The organism is Stenotrophomonas sp. YJH_SMC_119 (genome assembly GCF_059368315.1).
In genome coordinates, this window is sequence record NZ_JCAFRP010000002.1 from 255374 (window position 1) to 268777 (window position 13404).

The following is a 13404-nucleotide window of genomic DNA, read 5'->3' on the forward strand; positions in this document are numbered from 1 at the left end:
GCGTGCGGGGAGTTACTCCACCACCACCGGAATCTTGCCGATGCGGGCCTGCCATTCGCGCGGGCCGGTCTTGTGCACCGATTCACCGGTGGAGTCGACTGCCACGGTCACCGGCATGTCCTGCACGGTGAACTCGTAGATCGCCTCCATGCCCAGGTCAGCGAAACCAACCACCTTGGCGGCCTTGATCGCCTTGGACACCAGGTAGGCCGAGCCACCGACGGCCATCAGGTAGGCCGACTTGTGCTTCTTGATCGCCTCGATCGCGGCCGGGCCGCGCTCGGCCTTGCCGACCATGCCCAGCAGGCCGGTCTGTGCCAGCACCTGCTCGGTGAACTTGTCCATGCGGGTGGCGGTGGTCGGGCCGGCCGGGCCCACCACTTCGTCGCGCACCGGATCGACCGGGCCGACGTAGTAGATGAAGCGGCCCTTCAGATCGACCGGCAGTTGCTCGCCCTTGTTGAGCATGTCGACCATGCGCTTGTGCGCGGCATCGCGGCCGGTCAGCAACTTGCCGTTGAGCAGCAGGGTCTGGCCCGGCTTCCAGCTGGCCACGTCTTCCGGCGTGATCGTGTCCAGGTCCACGCGGGTGCCCTTGGACGCGTCGTAGGTCAGCTTCGGCCAGTCTTCCAGCGACGGCGGGTCCAGCATCACCGGGCCGCTGCCATCGAGGGTGAAGTGCGCATGGCGGGTGGCCGCGCAGTTCGGGATCATCGCCACCGGCAGGTTGGCCGCGTGGGTCGGGTAGTCGTTGATCTTGATGTCGAGCACGGTGGTCAGGCCACCCAGGCCCTGCGCACCGATGCCCAGCGCGTTGACCTTCTCGTACAGCTCCAGGCGCAGCTCTTCGATGCGGTTGGACGCACCACGGGCCTGCAGCTCGGTGATGTCGATCGGCTCCATCAGCGCTTCCTTGGCCAGCAGCATCGCCTTCTCGGCGGTGCCACCGATGCCGATGCCGAGCATGCCCGGCGGGCACCAGCCGGCGCCCATGGTCGGCACGGTCTTCAGCACCCAGTCGACGATCGAGTCGGACGGGTTGAGCATGGCGAACTTGGTCTTCGCTTCCGAACCACCGCCCTTGGCGGCGACGATCACGTCGACCTTGTTGCCCGGCACCACCTTGACGTTGACCACGCCCGGGGTGTTGTCCTTGGTGTTGATGCGCTTGCCGGCCGGATCAGCCAGCACCGAAGCGCGCAGCTTGTTGTCCGGGTGCATGTAGGCACGGCGCACGCCTTCATTGGCCATGTCTTCCACGCCCATGGTGGCGTCGTCCCAGCGCACGTCCATGCCGATTTCCAGGAACACGGTGACGATGCCGGTGTCCTGGCAGATCGGACGGTGGCCTTCGGCGCACATCCGCGAATTGATCAGGATCTGGGCCATCGCTTCCTTCGCGGCCGGCGACTCCTCGCGCTCGTAAGCGGCGGCGAGGTTCTTGATGTAGTCGACCGGGTGGTAGTACGAGATGTACTGCAGCGCGTCGGCGATGGACTGGATGAGGTCTTCCTGCTTGATCGATGTCACGTCTTGCTCGCTTGCTCGAGGCTGGCGGGGGTAATCCGCCCATTTTACCCCCTCCCCCGGCCCCGGGGTGGTAGTGCCGGCCGCTGGCCGGCAAGATTCCCCCGACGCTCTGTCACGCCACGCGCCACTGCGGCGTCCTTGCCCACATGAACGCCGAAAACGCTTTCCAGACCCACCGCCCGCGCCTGATGGCCCTGGCCTACCGCCTGCTTGGCAGCCGCGCCGACGCCGAAGACGTGGTCCAGGATGCCTGGCTGCGCTGGTCCGGCGCCGACCCGGCGGCCATCCGCGACCCCGAAGCCTGGCTGGTCACCACCACCACCCGGCTCGGCCTGGACCGGCTGCGCGCGGCCAAGCGCGAGCGCGTGCACTACGTCGGCCCATGGCTGGCCGAGCCGCTGGCGGTCACCCTGGAGCCCGACCCGGCGCCCGGCCCGGCCCAGCTGCATGCCCTGGCCGACGACGTTTCGGTCGCCTTCCTGACCCTGCTTGAACAGCTCGGCCCCGAGGAACGCGCCGCTTTCCTGCTGAAGGAGGCCTTCGACCACGACTACCGCGAGATCGCCGAGCTGATCGGCCACAGCGAGGCCAACTGCCGGCAGCTGGTGCACCGTGCCCGGCAGCGCCTGCAGGCCGGACGGCCGCGCTTCAACGCCGATGCCAGCCAGCACCGGCAGCTGCTGGCGCGCTTCATGGATGCCTCGCAGCGCGGCGACAGCGAGGCGATCCAGGCCCTGCTGCACACCAACGCGTTGCTGGTGTCCGACGGCGGCGGCGTGGTCACCGCAGCGGTGCGCCCGCTGCTGGGCGCCGAGCGCATCGGTCGCCTGTTCTGGGCCATTGCCCGCCGCGGCGCGGTGCATCCGGCGCAGTTGGGCTACGTCAACGGCGAGCCGGCGATCCTGCGCTTTGTGGGTGATCGCTTGCACTCGGTCACCACCATCGAGGTGGTCGATGGCCGCATCGCCAACGTGTACAGCGTGTTGAATCCGGAAAAGTTGCCGAAGGTTGTCACGCGCGGCGACGCTGCGGCGTCCTGGTAGTGAAAGGCGGCCATCGTGGCCGCCGTGGAGCCCCCGATGTCCAATCACACTTCTCCCCGCGTCCCCTACACCCGCCTGGCCGCCGAGGCCTTCAAGGGCCTGCTGGCCACCAGCCAGGCGGTGCATGACAGCTCGATCGATCCGACCCTGATGGAACTGGTGTTCCTGCGCGTGTCGCAGCTCAACGGCTGCGGCTACTGCATGGACATGCACGGCACGGCGCTGCGCAAGGGCGGCATCGAGCCGCGCAAGCTGGACACACTGCCGGCATGGCACGAGAGCCGCTTCTTCGACGAACGCGAGCGCGCGGCGCTGGGCTGGGCCGAGGCACTGACCCGGCTGACCGACGGCGCGCCGTCGCAGGCGGCGTTCGATGCATTGGCGCCGCACTTCGATGAGAAGGGCATCAGTGACCTGAGCATGGGCATCGCGGTGATCAATGCCTGGAACCGCCTCGGTGCGGGGTTGCTGCCGCCGCTGCCGGCCTGACCCACCCCGCCTTCGACAGTTCATCGGTGCTGCTGGTAGGTGTCGACCTTGGTCGACACGGTAGATCCACGCCATGCGTGGATGCGGGAGAGTCGGATCCCTTCGCTTCGCGAAGGGCCCTGACCCGCTGTGGGTCGCTGGGGTCAGAGCCCTTTGCCGCGCAAAGGGATCTGACCCCGGTGCCGGCCACACGCCTGCACTGACCCCCTCTGCACGTATCAGGCGCGCACAATACGCGCATGCCTGCTACCCCCACCGCTGGCGCTGCCGCCGCGAAGAAACCCAGCCTGCGCCAGCGCTTCAGGGCGATGCGCAACCTGCCGCCGTTCCTGCGCATGGTCTGGAAGACCAGTCCCGCGCTCACCCTGGCCAGCCTCGGGCTGCGCCTGATCCGCGCGCTGCTGCCGGTGGCGATGCTGTACGTCGGCAAGCTGATCATCGACAGCGCCCTGCACCTGAGCCAGCACGACGCGGGCTTCCCGCCGCTGGGCGAAGCGCTGTCCAGCGGCGTGCTGAATCCGCTGCTGGGCCTGCTGGCGCTGGAATTCGGCCTGGCCATCGCCTCGGACCTGCTCGGCCGGCTGGTCAGCTACGCCGATGCCCTGCTCTCCGAGCTGTTCGCCAACGTCACCAGCATCCGGCTGATGGAACACGCGGCGACGCTGGATCTGGAGGACTTCGAGGACCCGGACCTGCAGGACAAGCTGGACCGTGCGCGGCGCCAGACCATGGGCCGGATGAACCTGATGAGCCAGCTGTTCGGCCAGGTCCAGGACGCGATCACCGTGGCCAGCCTCGCCGTTGGCCTGCTGGTCTACGCACCGTGGCTGATCCTGCTGCTGGTGCTGGCACTGGTGCCGGCCTTCATCGGTGAATCGCACTTCAATGCGGCCGGTTACAGCCTCAACTTCCAGTGGACGCCCGAGCGCCGCCAGCTCGACTACCTGCGCCAGCTCGGTGCCAGCGTGGAAACGGCCAAGGAAGTGAAGATCTACAACCTGCACCGCTTCCTGGTGGAACGCTACCGGCGGCTGTCGGTGGCGCTGTTCCAGGCCAACCGTGCACTGGCCCGGCGCCGCGCGTTCTGGGGCACGCTGCTGGCTGCGCTGGGCACGCTGGGGTATTACACCGCCTACGCCTACATTGCCTGGCGCACGGTGCGCGGCGACTTTTCGATCGGCGACCTGACCTTCCTTGCCGGCAGCTTCCTGCGCCTGCGCCAGCTGCTGGAAGGCCTGCTGATCGGCTTCTCGCAGGTGGCCAGCCAGGCGCTGTACCTGGACGACCTGTTCTCGTTCTTCCAGATCGAGCCGGAAATCCACTCGCGTGAAGGCGCCATACGCGTGCCGCAGCCGATCCGCCAGGGCTTCGTGTTCGAGAACGTCGGCTTCCGCTATCCCGATGCCGAACAGTGGGCGGTGCGCCACCTCGATTTCCAGCTGCAGGCCGGCGAAGTGCTGGCCCTGGTCGGCGAGAACGGCGCGGGCAAGACCACGCTGGTGAAACTGCTGGCACGGCTGTACGAGCCGGACGAAGGCCGCATCCTGCTCGACGGCCGCGACCTGCGCGACTACGACCTGGACGACCTGCGCGCCAACCTCGGGGTGATCTTCCAGGACTTCGTGCGCTACAACCTCAGCGCCGGCGAGAACATCGGCGTCGGCCAGGTCGAGGCGATGGACGACCAGGCAAGAATCGCCGATGCCGCGCGACGAGGCATGGCCGAGGAAGTGATCGACGACCTGCCCGGCGGCTACGACCAGCTGATCGGGCGCCGCTTCAAGCAGGGCGTGGACCTGTCCGGTGGCCAGTGGCAGAAGATCGCCATTGCCCGCGCGTGGATGCGCAATGCGCAGGTGATGATCCTGGATGAGCCAACGGCAGCGCTGGACGCGCGCAGTGAGTTCGAAGTGTTCCAGCGGTTCAGGGAGCTGGCGGATAATCGTACGGCAGTGCTGATTTCCCACCGTTTCTCTTCGGTACGCATGGCCGATCGCATCCTGGTGCTGGCCGATGGCCGCATCGAGGCCAGCGGCACCCATGCGCAGCTGATGGCCCAGGGAGGACGGTACGCCGAGCTGTTCGAGCTGCAGGCGGCGGGTTACCGCTGAGAACGCCTCTCGTTCCGCCCAATGAGAACCCATCTCATTTGAGATAGAATCAACCCCGACGACTTTCGATAGATACGCCCATGTCCTCCGCTTTCGGCGCCGAAACGGTGCTTGAGGTCCGTCACTGGACCGATGCCTACTTCAGTTTCACCACTACCCGCGACAGCGGCTTCCGCTTCGAGAACGGCCAGTTCGTGATGATCGGCCTGGAAACCGAGGCACGGCCGCTGCTGCGCGCCTATTCCATCGCCAGCGCCAACTGGGAAGAGCACCTGGAGTTCTTCAGCATCAAGGTGCAGGACGGCCCGCTGACCTCGCGCCTGCAGCACATCAAGCCGGGCGACAAGGTGCTGGTCGGCAAGAAGCCCACCGGCACCCTGCTGATCAGCGACCTGCACCCGGGCAGGAACCTGTACCTGCTGGGCACGGGCACCGGCATGGCGCCGTGGCTGTCGGTCATCAAGGACCCGGAGACCTACGAGCGCTTCGAGAAGGTGATCCTCTGCCACGGCGTGCGCTACGAGAAGGATCTGGCCTACCGCGATTACTTCGAGAAGGAACTGCGTGAGCACGAGTTCCTGGGCGAGATGATCGGCGACAAGCTGCTGTACTACCCGGCCGTCACCCGCGAGCCGTTCGCCAACCAGGGCCGCCTGACCCAGCTGATGGAAAGCGGCCAGATGCAGCGCACCCTCGGCCTGCCGGAGCTGAGCCCGGAAAACGACCGCGCGATGATCTGCGGCAGCCCGCAGATGCTGGCTGATCTGCGCAGCGTGCTCGATGCCCGCGGCTTTCAGGTCTCGCCGCGCATCGGCCAGCCGGGTCACTACGTGTTCGAGCGCGCGTTCGTCGAGAAATGATCTGCAACGGCAGCCGGCCGCCGGCCGGCTCTCCGTGCGCTCCGGGATTGCCGGCCAGCGGCCGGCACTCCCCCCCTCACAGCAGCGCTTCGATCGCGCTGCGCAGCTGTTCCGGCCTGGTGGTTGGCGCAAAGCGCGCAGCCACCCGCCCCTGGCGATCGACCAGGAACTTGCTGAAATTCCACTTGATGCGGGCGCTACCCAGCAGGCCGCGCTTCTCGCGTGACAGCCATGCCCACAACGGATCAGCCCCCTCGCCGTTGACCTCGATCTTCTCCGAAAGCGGGAAGCTGACCGGATAATCCAGCGAACAGAACTGGCGGATCTGCGCGGCGTCCCCCGGCTCCTGCGCGCCGAACTGGTTGCATGGGAAGCCGATCACCACCAGGCCACGCTCGCGATACTCCTGCCACAGCTGTTCCAGCCCGGTGTACTGCGGGGTGAAGCCACAGCGGCTGGCGACATTGACCAGCAACAGCGGGTGACCCCGGTACCCGGCGAGGGCCTGTGGCTGGCCGTCGAGGTCGCGGAAGCTGAAATCGTAGGCAGTCGTCATGGCGGTGAACCGTGGGCGGTGAATGCATGGTACCCGCGCCCGGCCGCGGCAACATGCCTTTTGACACAAGTGCGGGCGCCGCCGGCCGGGTTACCCTCGGGCCCTTGTTTGCCTTACCGGAGTTCCTGCCTTGACCACCCGCCTTGCCCTTGCCGTGGCCATGTCCCTCGGCCTTGCCCTGCCCGCCTTCTCGGCCGGCGCCGCCACCCCGGCCGCCAGCAGCACCGCCCAGCAGGCCAATCCGTTCTTCGCCGAAAGCCCGCTGCCGCTGCACTTCCCGCAGTTCGACAAGATCAAGGACAGCGACTTCGCCCCGGCCTTCGACGCCGGCATGGCGCAGCAGCTGAAGGAAGTGGAGGCCATCGCCAACAACAAGGCCAAGCCGACCTTCGACAACACCATCATCGCCCTGGAAAAGAGCGGTGACATCCTCGACCGCGCGACCACCGTGTTCTTCAGCCTGGTCGGTGCCGACACCAACGACACCCGCAAGAAGCTGCAGGCCGACTACTCGGCGAAGTTCGCCGCGCACAGCGATGCGATCGCGCTGAACGGCAAGCTGTTCGCCCGCATCCAGGCGCTGTATGACACCCGCAGCCAGCTGGGCCTGGACGCCGAAGGCGTGCGCCTGGTCGAGAAGTACTACGACAACTACGTGCGCGCAGGCGCCAAGCTGTCCGACGCCGACAAGGCCAAGCTGAAGGAGATGAACGCCGAGCTGGCCAACCTGGGTACCAAGTTCAGCCAGAACGTGCAGTCGGAGGTGAACGCTTCGGCGATCACCGTCGACGACGTCAAGGAACTGGACGGCCTGTCCAAGGAGCAGATCGCCGCCGCCGCCGAAGCCGCCAAGGCCCGCGGCCAGGACGGCAAGTACGTGATCACCCTGCTCAACACCACCGGCCAGCCGCCGCTGACCAACCTGGCCAACCGCGCCCTGCGCCAGAAGATCTACGAAGCATCGGTGAGCCGCGGCAGCCGCGGCGGTGAGTTCGACAACACCGCTCTGGTCTCGCGCATCATGCAGCTGCGCGCCGACAAGGCCAAGCTGATGGGCTTCCCGAACTTCGCCGCCTACAACCTGACCAACCAGACCGCCAAGACCCCCGAAGCGGTCAACGCGATGCTGGGCAAGCTGGCCCCGGCCGCGGTGGCCAACGCCAAGCGTGAAGCCGCCGACCTGCAGGCGATGATCGACCAGGAACAGAAGGCCGCTGGCAAGCCGACGTTCAAGCTGGAACCGTGGGACTGGGCCTTCTACAGCGAGAAGGTGCGCCAGGCCAAGTACAACTTCGACGAGTCGCAGCTGAAGCCGTACTTCGAAATGAAGAACGTGCTGGAGAACGGCGTGTTCTACGCCGCGGGCCAGGAATTCGGCCTGACCTTCAAGCAGCGCACCGACCTGCCGGTCTACCACGATGACGTCACCGTCTACGACGTGTTCGACGCCGACGGCAGCCAGCTGGCGATCTTCATCTTCGACCCGTATGCACGCGCCTCCAAGCGCGGTGGCGCGTGGATGAACTCCTACGTCTCGCAGTCCAAGCTGACCGGCTTCAAGCCGGTGGTCGCCAATCACCTGAACATTCCGAAGCCGCCGGCCGGCCAGCCGACCCTGCTGACCTGGGACGAGGTGAACACCACGTTCCACGAGTTCGGCCACGCCCTGCACGGCATGTTCTCCAACGTGAAGTACCCGTACTTCTCGGGCACCTCGGTGCCGCGTGACTTCGTCGAGTTCCCCTCGCAGGTCAACGAGATGTGGGCCGACAACCCGGTCATCCTGAAGAACTACGCCAAGCACTACCAGAATGGTTCGGCGATGCCGCAGGCACTGCTGGACAAGGTGCTGGCGGCAGCCAAGTTCAACCAGGGCTTCGCTACCACCGAGTACCTGGGTGCGGCCATGCTGGACCAGCGCTGGCACCAGATCGGCGCCGACCAGGTGCCGGCCGCCAAGGACGTGATGGCCTTCGAGCGCGCCGCGCTGGAGAAGGACGGCATCTACTACGCGCCGGTGCCGCCGCGCTACAAGACCCCGTACTTCAGCCACATCATGGGCGGCTATTCGGCCGGTTACTACGCCTACATCTGGTCGGAAGTGCTCGACGCCAACACCCAGAAGTGGTTCAAGGACAACGGCGGCCTGAGCCGCAAGAACGGCGACCACTTCCGCGCCACCCTGCTGTCCAAGGGCGGCAGCGTCGACGCGATGCAGCTGTTCCGCGATTTCGCCGGCCACGAGCCGCAGATCGAACCGCTGCTGGAAAAGCGTGGCCTGACCGGCGCCGGCAACTGATCGCCCGCGCAGTAGCCTGAAACGAAAAACCGCCCGGGAAACCGGGCGGTTTTTTTGTTGGGACATCCACGCATGGCGTGGATCTACTGGTGGGTGCCGACCGTTGGTCGGCACGATCCATTCGCGCCACGAACCCCGGCATCATCGATCCACACATGACGCACTCCAGTAGATCCGCGCCATGCGTGGATGCGCTTCCAGATCAGCGCCGAAACAGTCGCTCCCACCACCGTCGTTTCGGCGCACCGGGCGCGGCAGCGGCAGTCGATGCGATATCCGGGTGCGCTGCCACGAACTCCGCCAGCTGGGCCGCCGCGGCTTCCGCATAAAGGATCGCGCCATCCGGCGCGCAGTTCAGCAGATTGCTCAAGCTGGTCGATGCATTGAGATCCATCGGGTTCGGCTCGACCACCTCGCTGGCCTCCAGCAATCCGCATCCGCTGGCGATCGCTTCATCGACAACACGCCAGAAAACGACCAGGCGTCCATCGGAGAACAGCTCCTCCAGGCGCGCAGCAAGTGCGCTGTCCACTGCATAATCAGCGCGTAATTGCTTCAGCCGGGCATGCGTGATGAACACGCCACCACCATAGTTTTCACGTAGATGGTTGCCGGCGGCAGCATCCGCCCACTGCAACGGCACCAGTTGCCGCCAGTCCGCGAAATACCGGGCGACCACCGGATCGTCGATGAAAAACGAAAGGGCGCTCCCGCGGAGATAGTGATACCGCCGAAGGTGGCCGGCCACGATCGCCAGGTACAAAGCGTGCCCCTTCTCGAAAGGCACGTCGGCGCTGATCGAGCGAGCCTCGTCGATGCGTTCCTGCAACTGCTCCATGTAGAACGGCTCGATCCGGAACCGCTGTTGCAGCGCCTCGACCAGCGTCACGTCCTCCAGAGCACGGAAATAGATGTCACGGATCTCCGAATCCGCGACTGGATGGTAGGTGATGTCCCAACCCATGCTGCAACGCCTTCAGGAATGCGGTAACCCCGCCGACCCAACAGCGTAGCGTCGACGACGCCCACGCGCGGAGCTGACCGTGCAACACACGGATTTGGCGTCAGTAAGTATCGCATCCGGCCTGATCTACCCCTGCGCACCCTCAGCGTGGCGCCACGTACCCACCCGGTACGCCTTCCGGCGACAGCACCAGCTGCCACAGCTGCGCGTGCCGGCAGCGGAAGGTGGCCATCGATCCGGCCAGGTAGAACCGCCACATGCGGCGGAAATGCTCGTCGTAGCGCGCGTCCAGCTGCGGCCACGCCGCTTCCACGTTGCGTCGCCAAGCCTGCAGGGTGAGGTCGTAGTCGGTGCCGAAGTTGTGCCAGTCCTCCAGCACGAAGCGCCCTTCGAACGCCTTGCTGATCTGCACCGCCGACGGCAGCATTGAATTGGGGAAGATGTAGCGCGCGATCCACGGATCGGTGCGATGCCGCGAGATGTTGGTGCCGATGGTGTGCAGCAGCAGCAACCCGCGCGAAGACAGGCAGCGCCTGGCCACCTCGAAGAAACTGGCGTAGTTCTTGTCGCCGACATGCTCGAACATGCCGATCGAGAAGATCGCATCGAACGGCTCATCCAGTTCGCGATAGTCCTGCAGGCGGATCTCGATCGGCAGGCCGGCGCACAGTTCGCGTGCGAACCCGGCCTGTTCCTGCGAAATGGTCACGCCGACGCCGCTGACGCCGTAGCGCTCTGCTGCGAACTTCAGGGCTTCACCCCAGCCACAGCCGATGTCCAGCACACGCTGCCCGGGGCGCAGCCCCAGCTTGCGGCAGACCAGGTCCAGCTTGGCCTCCTGCGCGGCATCGAGATCACCGGCATGGCGCCAGTAGCCGCAGCTGTACACCAGGCGTTGGCCGAGCATGGCCTGGTAGAGGTCGTTGCCAAGATCGTAGTGGCGGCGGCCCACTTCGTAGCTGCCCTGCCCGACCTGCAGGTTGAACAGGCGCGCCTTCAGCGCATCGGCCACTTCGCGCCAACCGTGCACCCGTTCATCCAGGTGTGCCTGCATCAGGTGGACGAGGAATTCATCGAGGACGTTGGCATCCCACCAACCGTCCATGTAGCTCTCGCCGAGGCCAAGCGAGCCGTGCGCCATGACCCGCGCGAAAAAGCGCGGGTCATGCACCTGGATGTCCTGTGGCTGGGTGCCGCCGATGCGGACCCCGGCTTCCTGCAGCAGGCCGGCGACCCGCTCCTGCAACCCTGTATCCACGCCACCTCCTCGACTGCGGTCAACCGCGTGCGAACAGCTCCACGTAGTCCTTGGCCACGTGCGGCAACAGCACCGCCGCCGGTACGTCGGCGGTCTGGGTGCCGTCCGAGTATGGACCCACCTGGTACGGCGGGAAAACAAAGCGCAGCGCGGTGATCTGCCCCTTGTCGTTGGTCAGCGGCTGGAACTGGCTGAAATTGTCGGCCTGGGGGCCGGTACCGTCGGCAATCATGCGCGATGCGTTACGCAGCGATTCCTGCAGCTGGGCCGGGTCCATGTCCTCGCCACTGAGGCGGGTGGCCACGCGTTCGCGCAGCTGGTCGGCGACGAAATCACTGATCGCCTTCCAGCCCTTGGCATCGGCCACCAGCTTGTCGGCACTGAGCATCTGCTGCTGCGCCGGCAGCCACACGAAACGCGCCACCAGCGGCTCGCCGTGGGCGCCACCGGTATAGCGGCTGCCATCGGCACTGACCACCACCAGCTGCGGCGTTTCCAGCAGCTTCTCGAAGCTCAGCGACAGTTCGTAGGGCATGGTCGGCTTGTCATTGCCGAGCCCGTCCAGTGCCTGCTGCAGGTCGCTGCGTGCGCTGGTTGCGTAGTTCTGCAGCGCGCGCGCCAGGCCCGGGTAGCGATCGATGCCGGCCGGGTAGCTGATGCCCACCACTTCGCGCTCGTTGTTCTCGATCACGTCGCGCAGGTCCAGCGGCGCTTCCGTGGCCGGCGTTTCACCTGCGGCAGTGGCCTCGGCGGCGGGGGCCGCGTCGGTCGCCGGTGCCGGCTCGCTTTCACGCTGGCAACCGGCCAGCAACAGCACGCCCACCACGCCGGCCAGCACGCTGCCGTGCAATGGCCGGTTGTTTCCAATCTTCATCGGGATCCCCTGTTCATGTTTGTACATCATCGCCTGCCATGGCTGAAGCGTGGCCCGCTGGCATTCAGCCAGCGAGCAGGTCGTGGTACTCCTCGTGCCGCTGCAGGAAGGCTTCGGCGTAGGAACATGCCGGCACCACCTTGTACTTCTGCTCGCGGGCAAAGCGCAGTGCCACGCGGGTCAGCTCACCTGCGATGCCACGGCCGGCAATCGGCTCGGGTACCTCGGTGTGGGTGATGACCATGCGCCTGCGTTTGATCTGGTAATCGAGCACCGCCAGCTGTCCGCGCACACGGGCGGTGAAGCGATGGTTGGCCAGGTCGTGTTCGACCTCGTAGGCCAGACCGGGGGGCGTGACCGAAGCCATGGAACTGTCTCCTGCGGCGACTGCGTGGATGGTGCGCAGCCGGGCGCCATGATCGCGTGAAGCCTGAACAGGGGCAAGTCCAATCCATTCACGTCAGTTTTCGACCCTCAAGCTGGAGCGAGGACGGCCGCTATCGCCTGTGGAGGGGTACGGCCATGCTGGCACGGCCCTTGCGACCGTTGATCATGCGCACCACCGCGGAGGCTCCGATGCACCCCAGCGATTCCCATTCCGACACCGACCGCGCCCTGCTGGAGGGCCTGCTGCAGCTGGCGGTGGAAGGGCAGACCGAAGATCAGGATTTCCAGCGCATCGGCGAAGAGGTATTCGCCCGCCTGCTGGACACCTACGGCCAGCAGACCCGCGCCTGACCAGGAGCGGGTCCCTGCCCCAGGGGGCGGATCCAGTGGATCCGACCCCGGCCCCTCAACCGCCGCCGAGGCGGAAGGTCGGGTTGGAAAGCTCGCGCAGGAAGTGGGTGAAGATGCTCGGCTGCATGGCCAGCATGAAGATCACACCGAACGCCGCGCCCGCCAGGTGGGCGCTGTGGTTGATGCGATCACCACCGCGCTTGTCCATCCAGATACTGTAGCCCACGTAGAACGCGGCATAGACAATGGCCGGTGCCGGGATGAAGAACACCAGGATGATCGACCACGGCTTGATCAGGATGAAGGCGAACAGCACCGCCGACACCGCACCGGACGCGCCCAGGCTGAGGTAGTTCGGGTTCTTCTGGTTCTTCAGGTAGCTGGGCAGGATCGAGACCAGCAGCGCACCGATGTAGAACGCCGGGTAGGTCAGGTAGCTGCCGGTCAGCTGCACCATCACGCTCTCGATGAATCCCCCGAAGAAGAACAGGGTGATCATGTTGAAGATCAGGTGCGACCAGTCGGCGTGGATGAAGCCATAGGTCACCAGCCGGTCGTACTGGCGGTGACGGTCGATGGCCGGCGGCCACAGGATCAGGCGGTCGGCCAGCTTGCGGTTGTTGAACGCCATCCACGACAGGAGGGCGGTGATGGCGATCAACAGCAGATTGACGGGGGTCAT

The 13404-nt window shown here is 66.0% G+C and carries 13 protein-coding genes; 6 read left to right on the plus strand and 7 right to left on the minus strand.

Going from position 1 to position 13404, the window contains the following annotated elements; translation table 11 throughout:
• Positions 1–12: 12 nt before the first annotated feature.
• Entirely contained in the window at positions 13–1530 is a 1518-nt protein-coding gene (locus AC5P6S_RS05480; RefSeq protein ID WP_005410296.1) for a fumarate hydratase, read from the minus strand.
• A gap of 146 nt (positions 1531–1676) precedes the next feature.
• On the opposite strand from AC5P6S_RS05480, the gene AC5P6S_RS05485 reads away from it, so the two are divergent.
• The 4 genes from AC5P6S_RS05485 to AC5P6S_RS05500 all read left to right on the plus strand — a co-directional run bounded on the left by AC5P6S_RS05485 (position 1677) and on the right by AC5P6S_RS05500 (position 6033).
• Entirely contained in the window at positions 1677–2573 is an 897-nt protein-coding gene (locus tag AC5P6S_RS05485; RefSeq protein ID WP_012480795.1) for an RNA polymerase sigma-70 factor, read from the plus strand.
• Positions 2574–2609: 36 nt separating this feature from the next.
• On the plus strand, positions 2610–3062 hold the full coding sequence (locus tag AC5P6S_RS05490) for a carboxymuconolactone decarboxylase family protein (RefSeq protein ID WP_005413960.1): 453 nt from the start codon (positions 2610–2612) through the stop codon (positions 3060–3062).
• Positions 3063–3301: 239 nt separating this feature from the next.
• Positions 3302–5173 (plus strand): ABC transporter ATP-binding protein, encoded by a 1872-nt coding sequence (locus tag AC5P6S_RS05495; RefSeq protein ID WP_024956642.1) that lies wholly within the window; start codon positions 3302–3304, stop codon positions 5171–5173.
• Positions 5174–5253: 80 nt separating this feature from the next.
• Positions 5254–6033, plus strand: coding sequence for a ferredoxin--NADP reductase (locus AC5P6S_RS05500; RefSeq protein WP_005410300.1), 780 nt, complete (start codon positions 5254–5256; stop codon positions 6031–6033).
• Positions 6034–6109: 76 nt separating this feature from the next.
• Here the strand turns inward: AC5P6S_RS05500 and AC5P6S_RS05505 are convergent, their stop codons facing one another.
• Positions 6110–6589, minus strand: coding sequence for a glutathione peroxidase (locus AC5P6S_RS05505; protein WP_005413962.1), 480 nt, complete (start codon positions 6587–6589; stop codon positions 6110–6112).
• A gap of 130 nt (positions 6590–6719) precedes the next feature.
• On the opposite strand from AC5P6S_RS05505, the gene AC5P6S_RS05510 reads away from it, so the two are divergent.
• The gene (locus AC5P6S_RS05510) at positions 6720–8888 is read left to right on the plus strand and encodes a M3 family metallopeptidase (protein ID WP_005413963.1); all 2169 of its coding nucleotides are present in this window, start codon (positions 6720–6722) and stop codon (positions 8886–8888) included.
• Between the two features lie 202 nt (positions 8889–9090).
• Here the strand turns inward: AC5P6S_RS05510 and AC5P6S_RS05515 are convergent, their stop codons facing one another.
• The 4 genes from AC5P6S_RS05515 to AC5P6S_RS05530 all read right to left on the minus strand — a co-directional run bounded on the left by AC5P6S_RS05515 (position 9091) and on the right by AC5P6S_RS05530 (position 12351).
• Complete coding sequence (locus AC5P6S_RS05515) at positions 9091–9852, minus strand: hypothetical protein (RefSeq protein ID WP_012480798.1); 762 nt, start codon at positions 9850–9852, stop codon at positions 9091–9093.
• A gap of 142 nt (positions 9853–9994) precedes the next feature.
• Positions 9995–11110, minus strand: coding sequence for a cyclopropane fatty acyl phospholipid synthase (cfa, locus tag AC5P6S_RS05520; RefSeq protein ID WP_049451468.1), 1116 nt, complete (start codon positions 11108–11110; stop codon positions 9995–9997).
• A gap of 19 nt (positions 11111–11129) precedes the next feature.
• Positions 11130–12011 carry a DUF3298 and DUF4163 domain-containing protein gene (locus AC5P6S_RS05525; protein ID WP_005410304.1) on the minus strand — a complete coding sequence of 294 codons (882 nt, stop codon included), beginning with the start codon at positions 12009–12011 and terminating at the stop codon, positions 11130–11132.
• A 37-nt stretch (positions 12012–12048) separates the two neighbouring features.
• Positions 12049–12351 (minus strand): GNAT family N-acetyltransferase, encoded by a 303-nt coding sequence (locus tag AC5P6S_RS05530; protein ID WP_005410305.1) that lies wholly within the window; start codon positions 12349–12351, stop codon positions 12049–12051.
• Positions 12352–12560: 209 nt separating this feature from the next.
• Here AC5P6S_RS05530 and AC5P6S_RS05535 point away from each other — a divergent pair, with 209 nt between their 5' ends.
• A complete protein-coding gene (locus AC5P6S_RS05535; protein ID WP_005413966.1) occupies positions 12561–12722 on the plus strand; it encodes a hypothetical protein in 162 nt (53 codons plus the stop codon).
• 55 nt (positions 12723–12777) lie between these two features.
• On the opposite strand, the gene AC5P6S_RS05540 is transcribed toward AC5P6S_RS05535, so the two are convergent.
• The gene (locus tag AC5P6S_RS05540) at positions 12778–13404 is read right to left on the minus strand and encodes a rhomboid family intramembrane serine protease (RefSeq protein WP_005410307.1); all 627 of its coding nucleotides are present in this window, start codon (positions 13402–13404) and stop codon (positions 12778–12780) included.

Coding starts and splice junctions, on each gene's coding strand:
- AC5P6S_RS05490 (WP_005413960.1), top strand. CDS start 2,610: ATGTCCAATCACACTTCTCCCCGCGTCCCCTACACCCGCCTGGCCGCC.
- AC5P6S_RS05505 (WP_005413962.1), bottom strand. CDS start 6,589: ATGACGACTGCCTACGATTTCAGCTTCCGCGACCTCGACGGCCAGCCA.
- AC5P6S_RS05540 (WP_005410307.1), bottom strand. CDS start 13,404: ATGACCCCCGTCAATCTGCTGTTGATCGCCATCACCGCCCTCCTGTCG.
- AC5P6S_RS05530 (WP_005410305.1), bottom strand. CDS start 12,351: ATGGCTTCGGTCACGCCCCCCGGTCTGGCCTACGAGGTCGAACACGAC.
- AC5P6S_RS05515 (WP_012480798.1), bottom strand. CDS start 9,852: ATGGGTTGGGACATCACCTACCATCCAGTCGCGGATTCGGAGATCCGT.
- AC5P6S_RS05525 (WP_005410304.1), bottom strand. CDS start 12,011: ATGTACAAACATGAACAGGGGATCCCGATGAAGATTGGAAACAACCGG.
- AC5P6S_RS05500 (WP_005410300.1), top strand. CDS start 5,254: ATGTCCTCCGCTTTCGGCGCCGAAACGGTGCTTGAGGTCCGTCACTGG.
- AC5P6S_RS05495 (WP_024956642.1), top strand. CDS start 3,302: ATGCCTGCTACCCCCACCGCTGGCGCTGCCGCCGCGAAGAAACCCAGC.
- AC5P6S_RS05535 (WP_005413966.1), top strand. CDS start 12,561: ATGCACCCCAGCGATTCCCATTCCGACACCGACCGCGCCCTGCTGGAG.
- AC5P6S_RS05485 (WP_012480795.1), top strand. CDS start 1,677: ATGAACGCCGAAAACGCTTTCCAGACCCACCGCCCGCGCCTGATGGCC.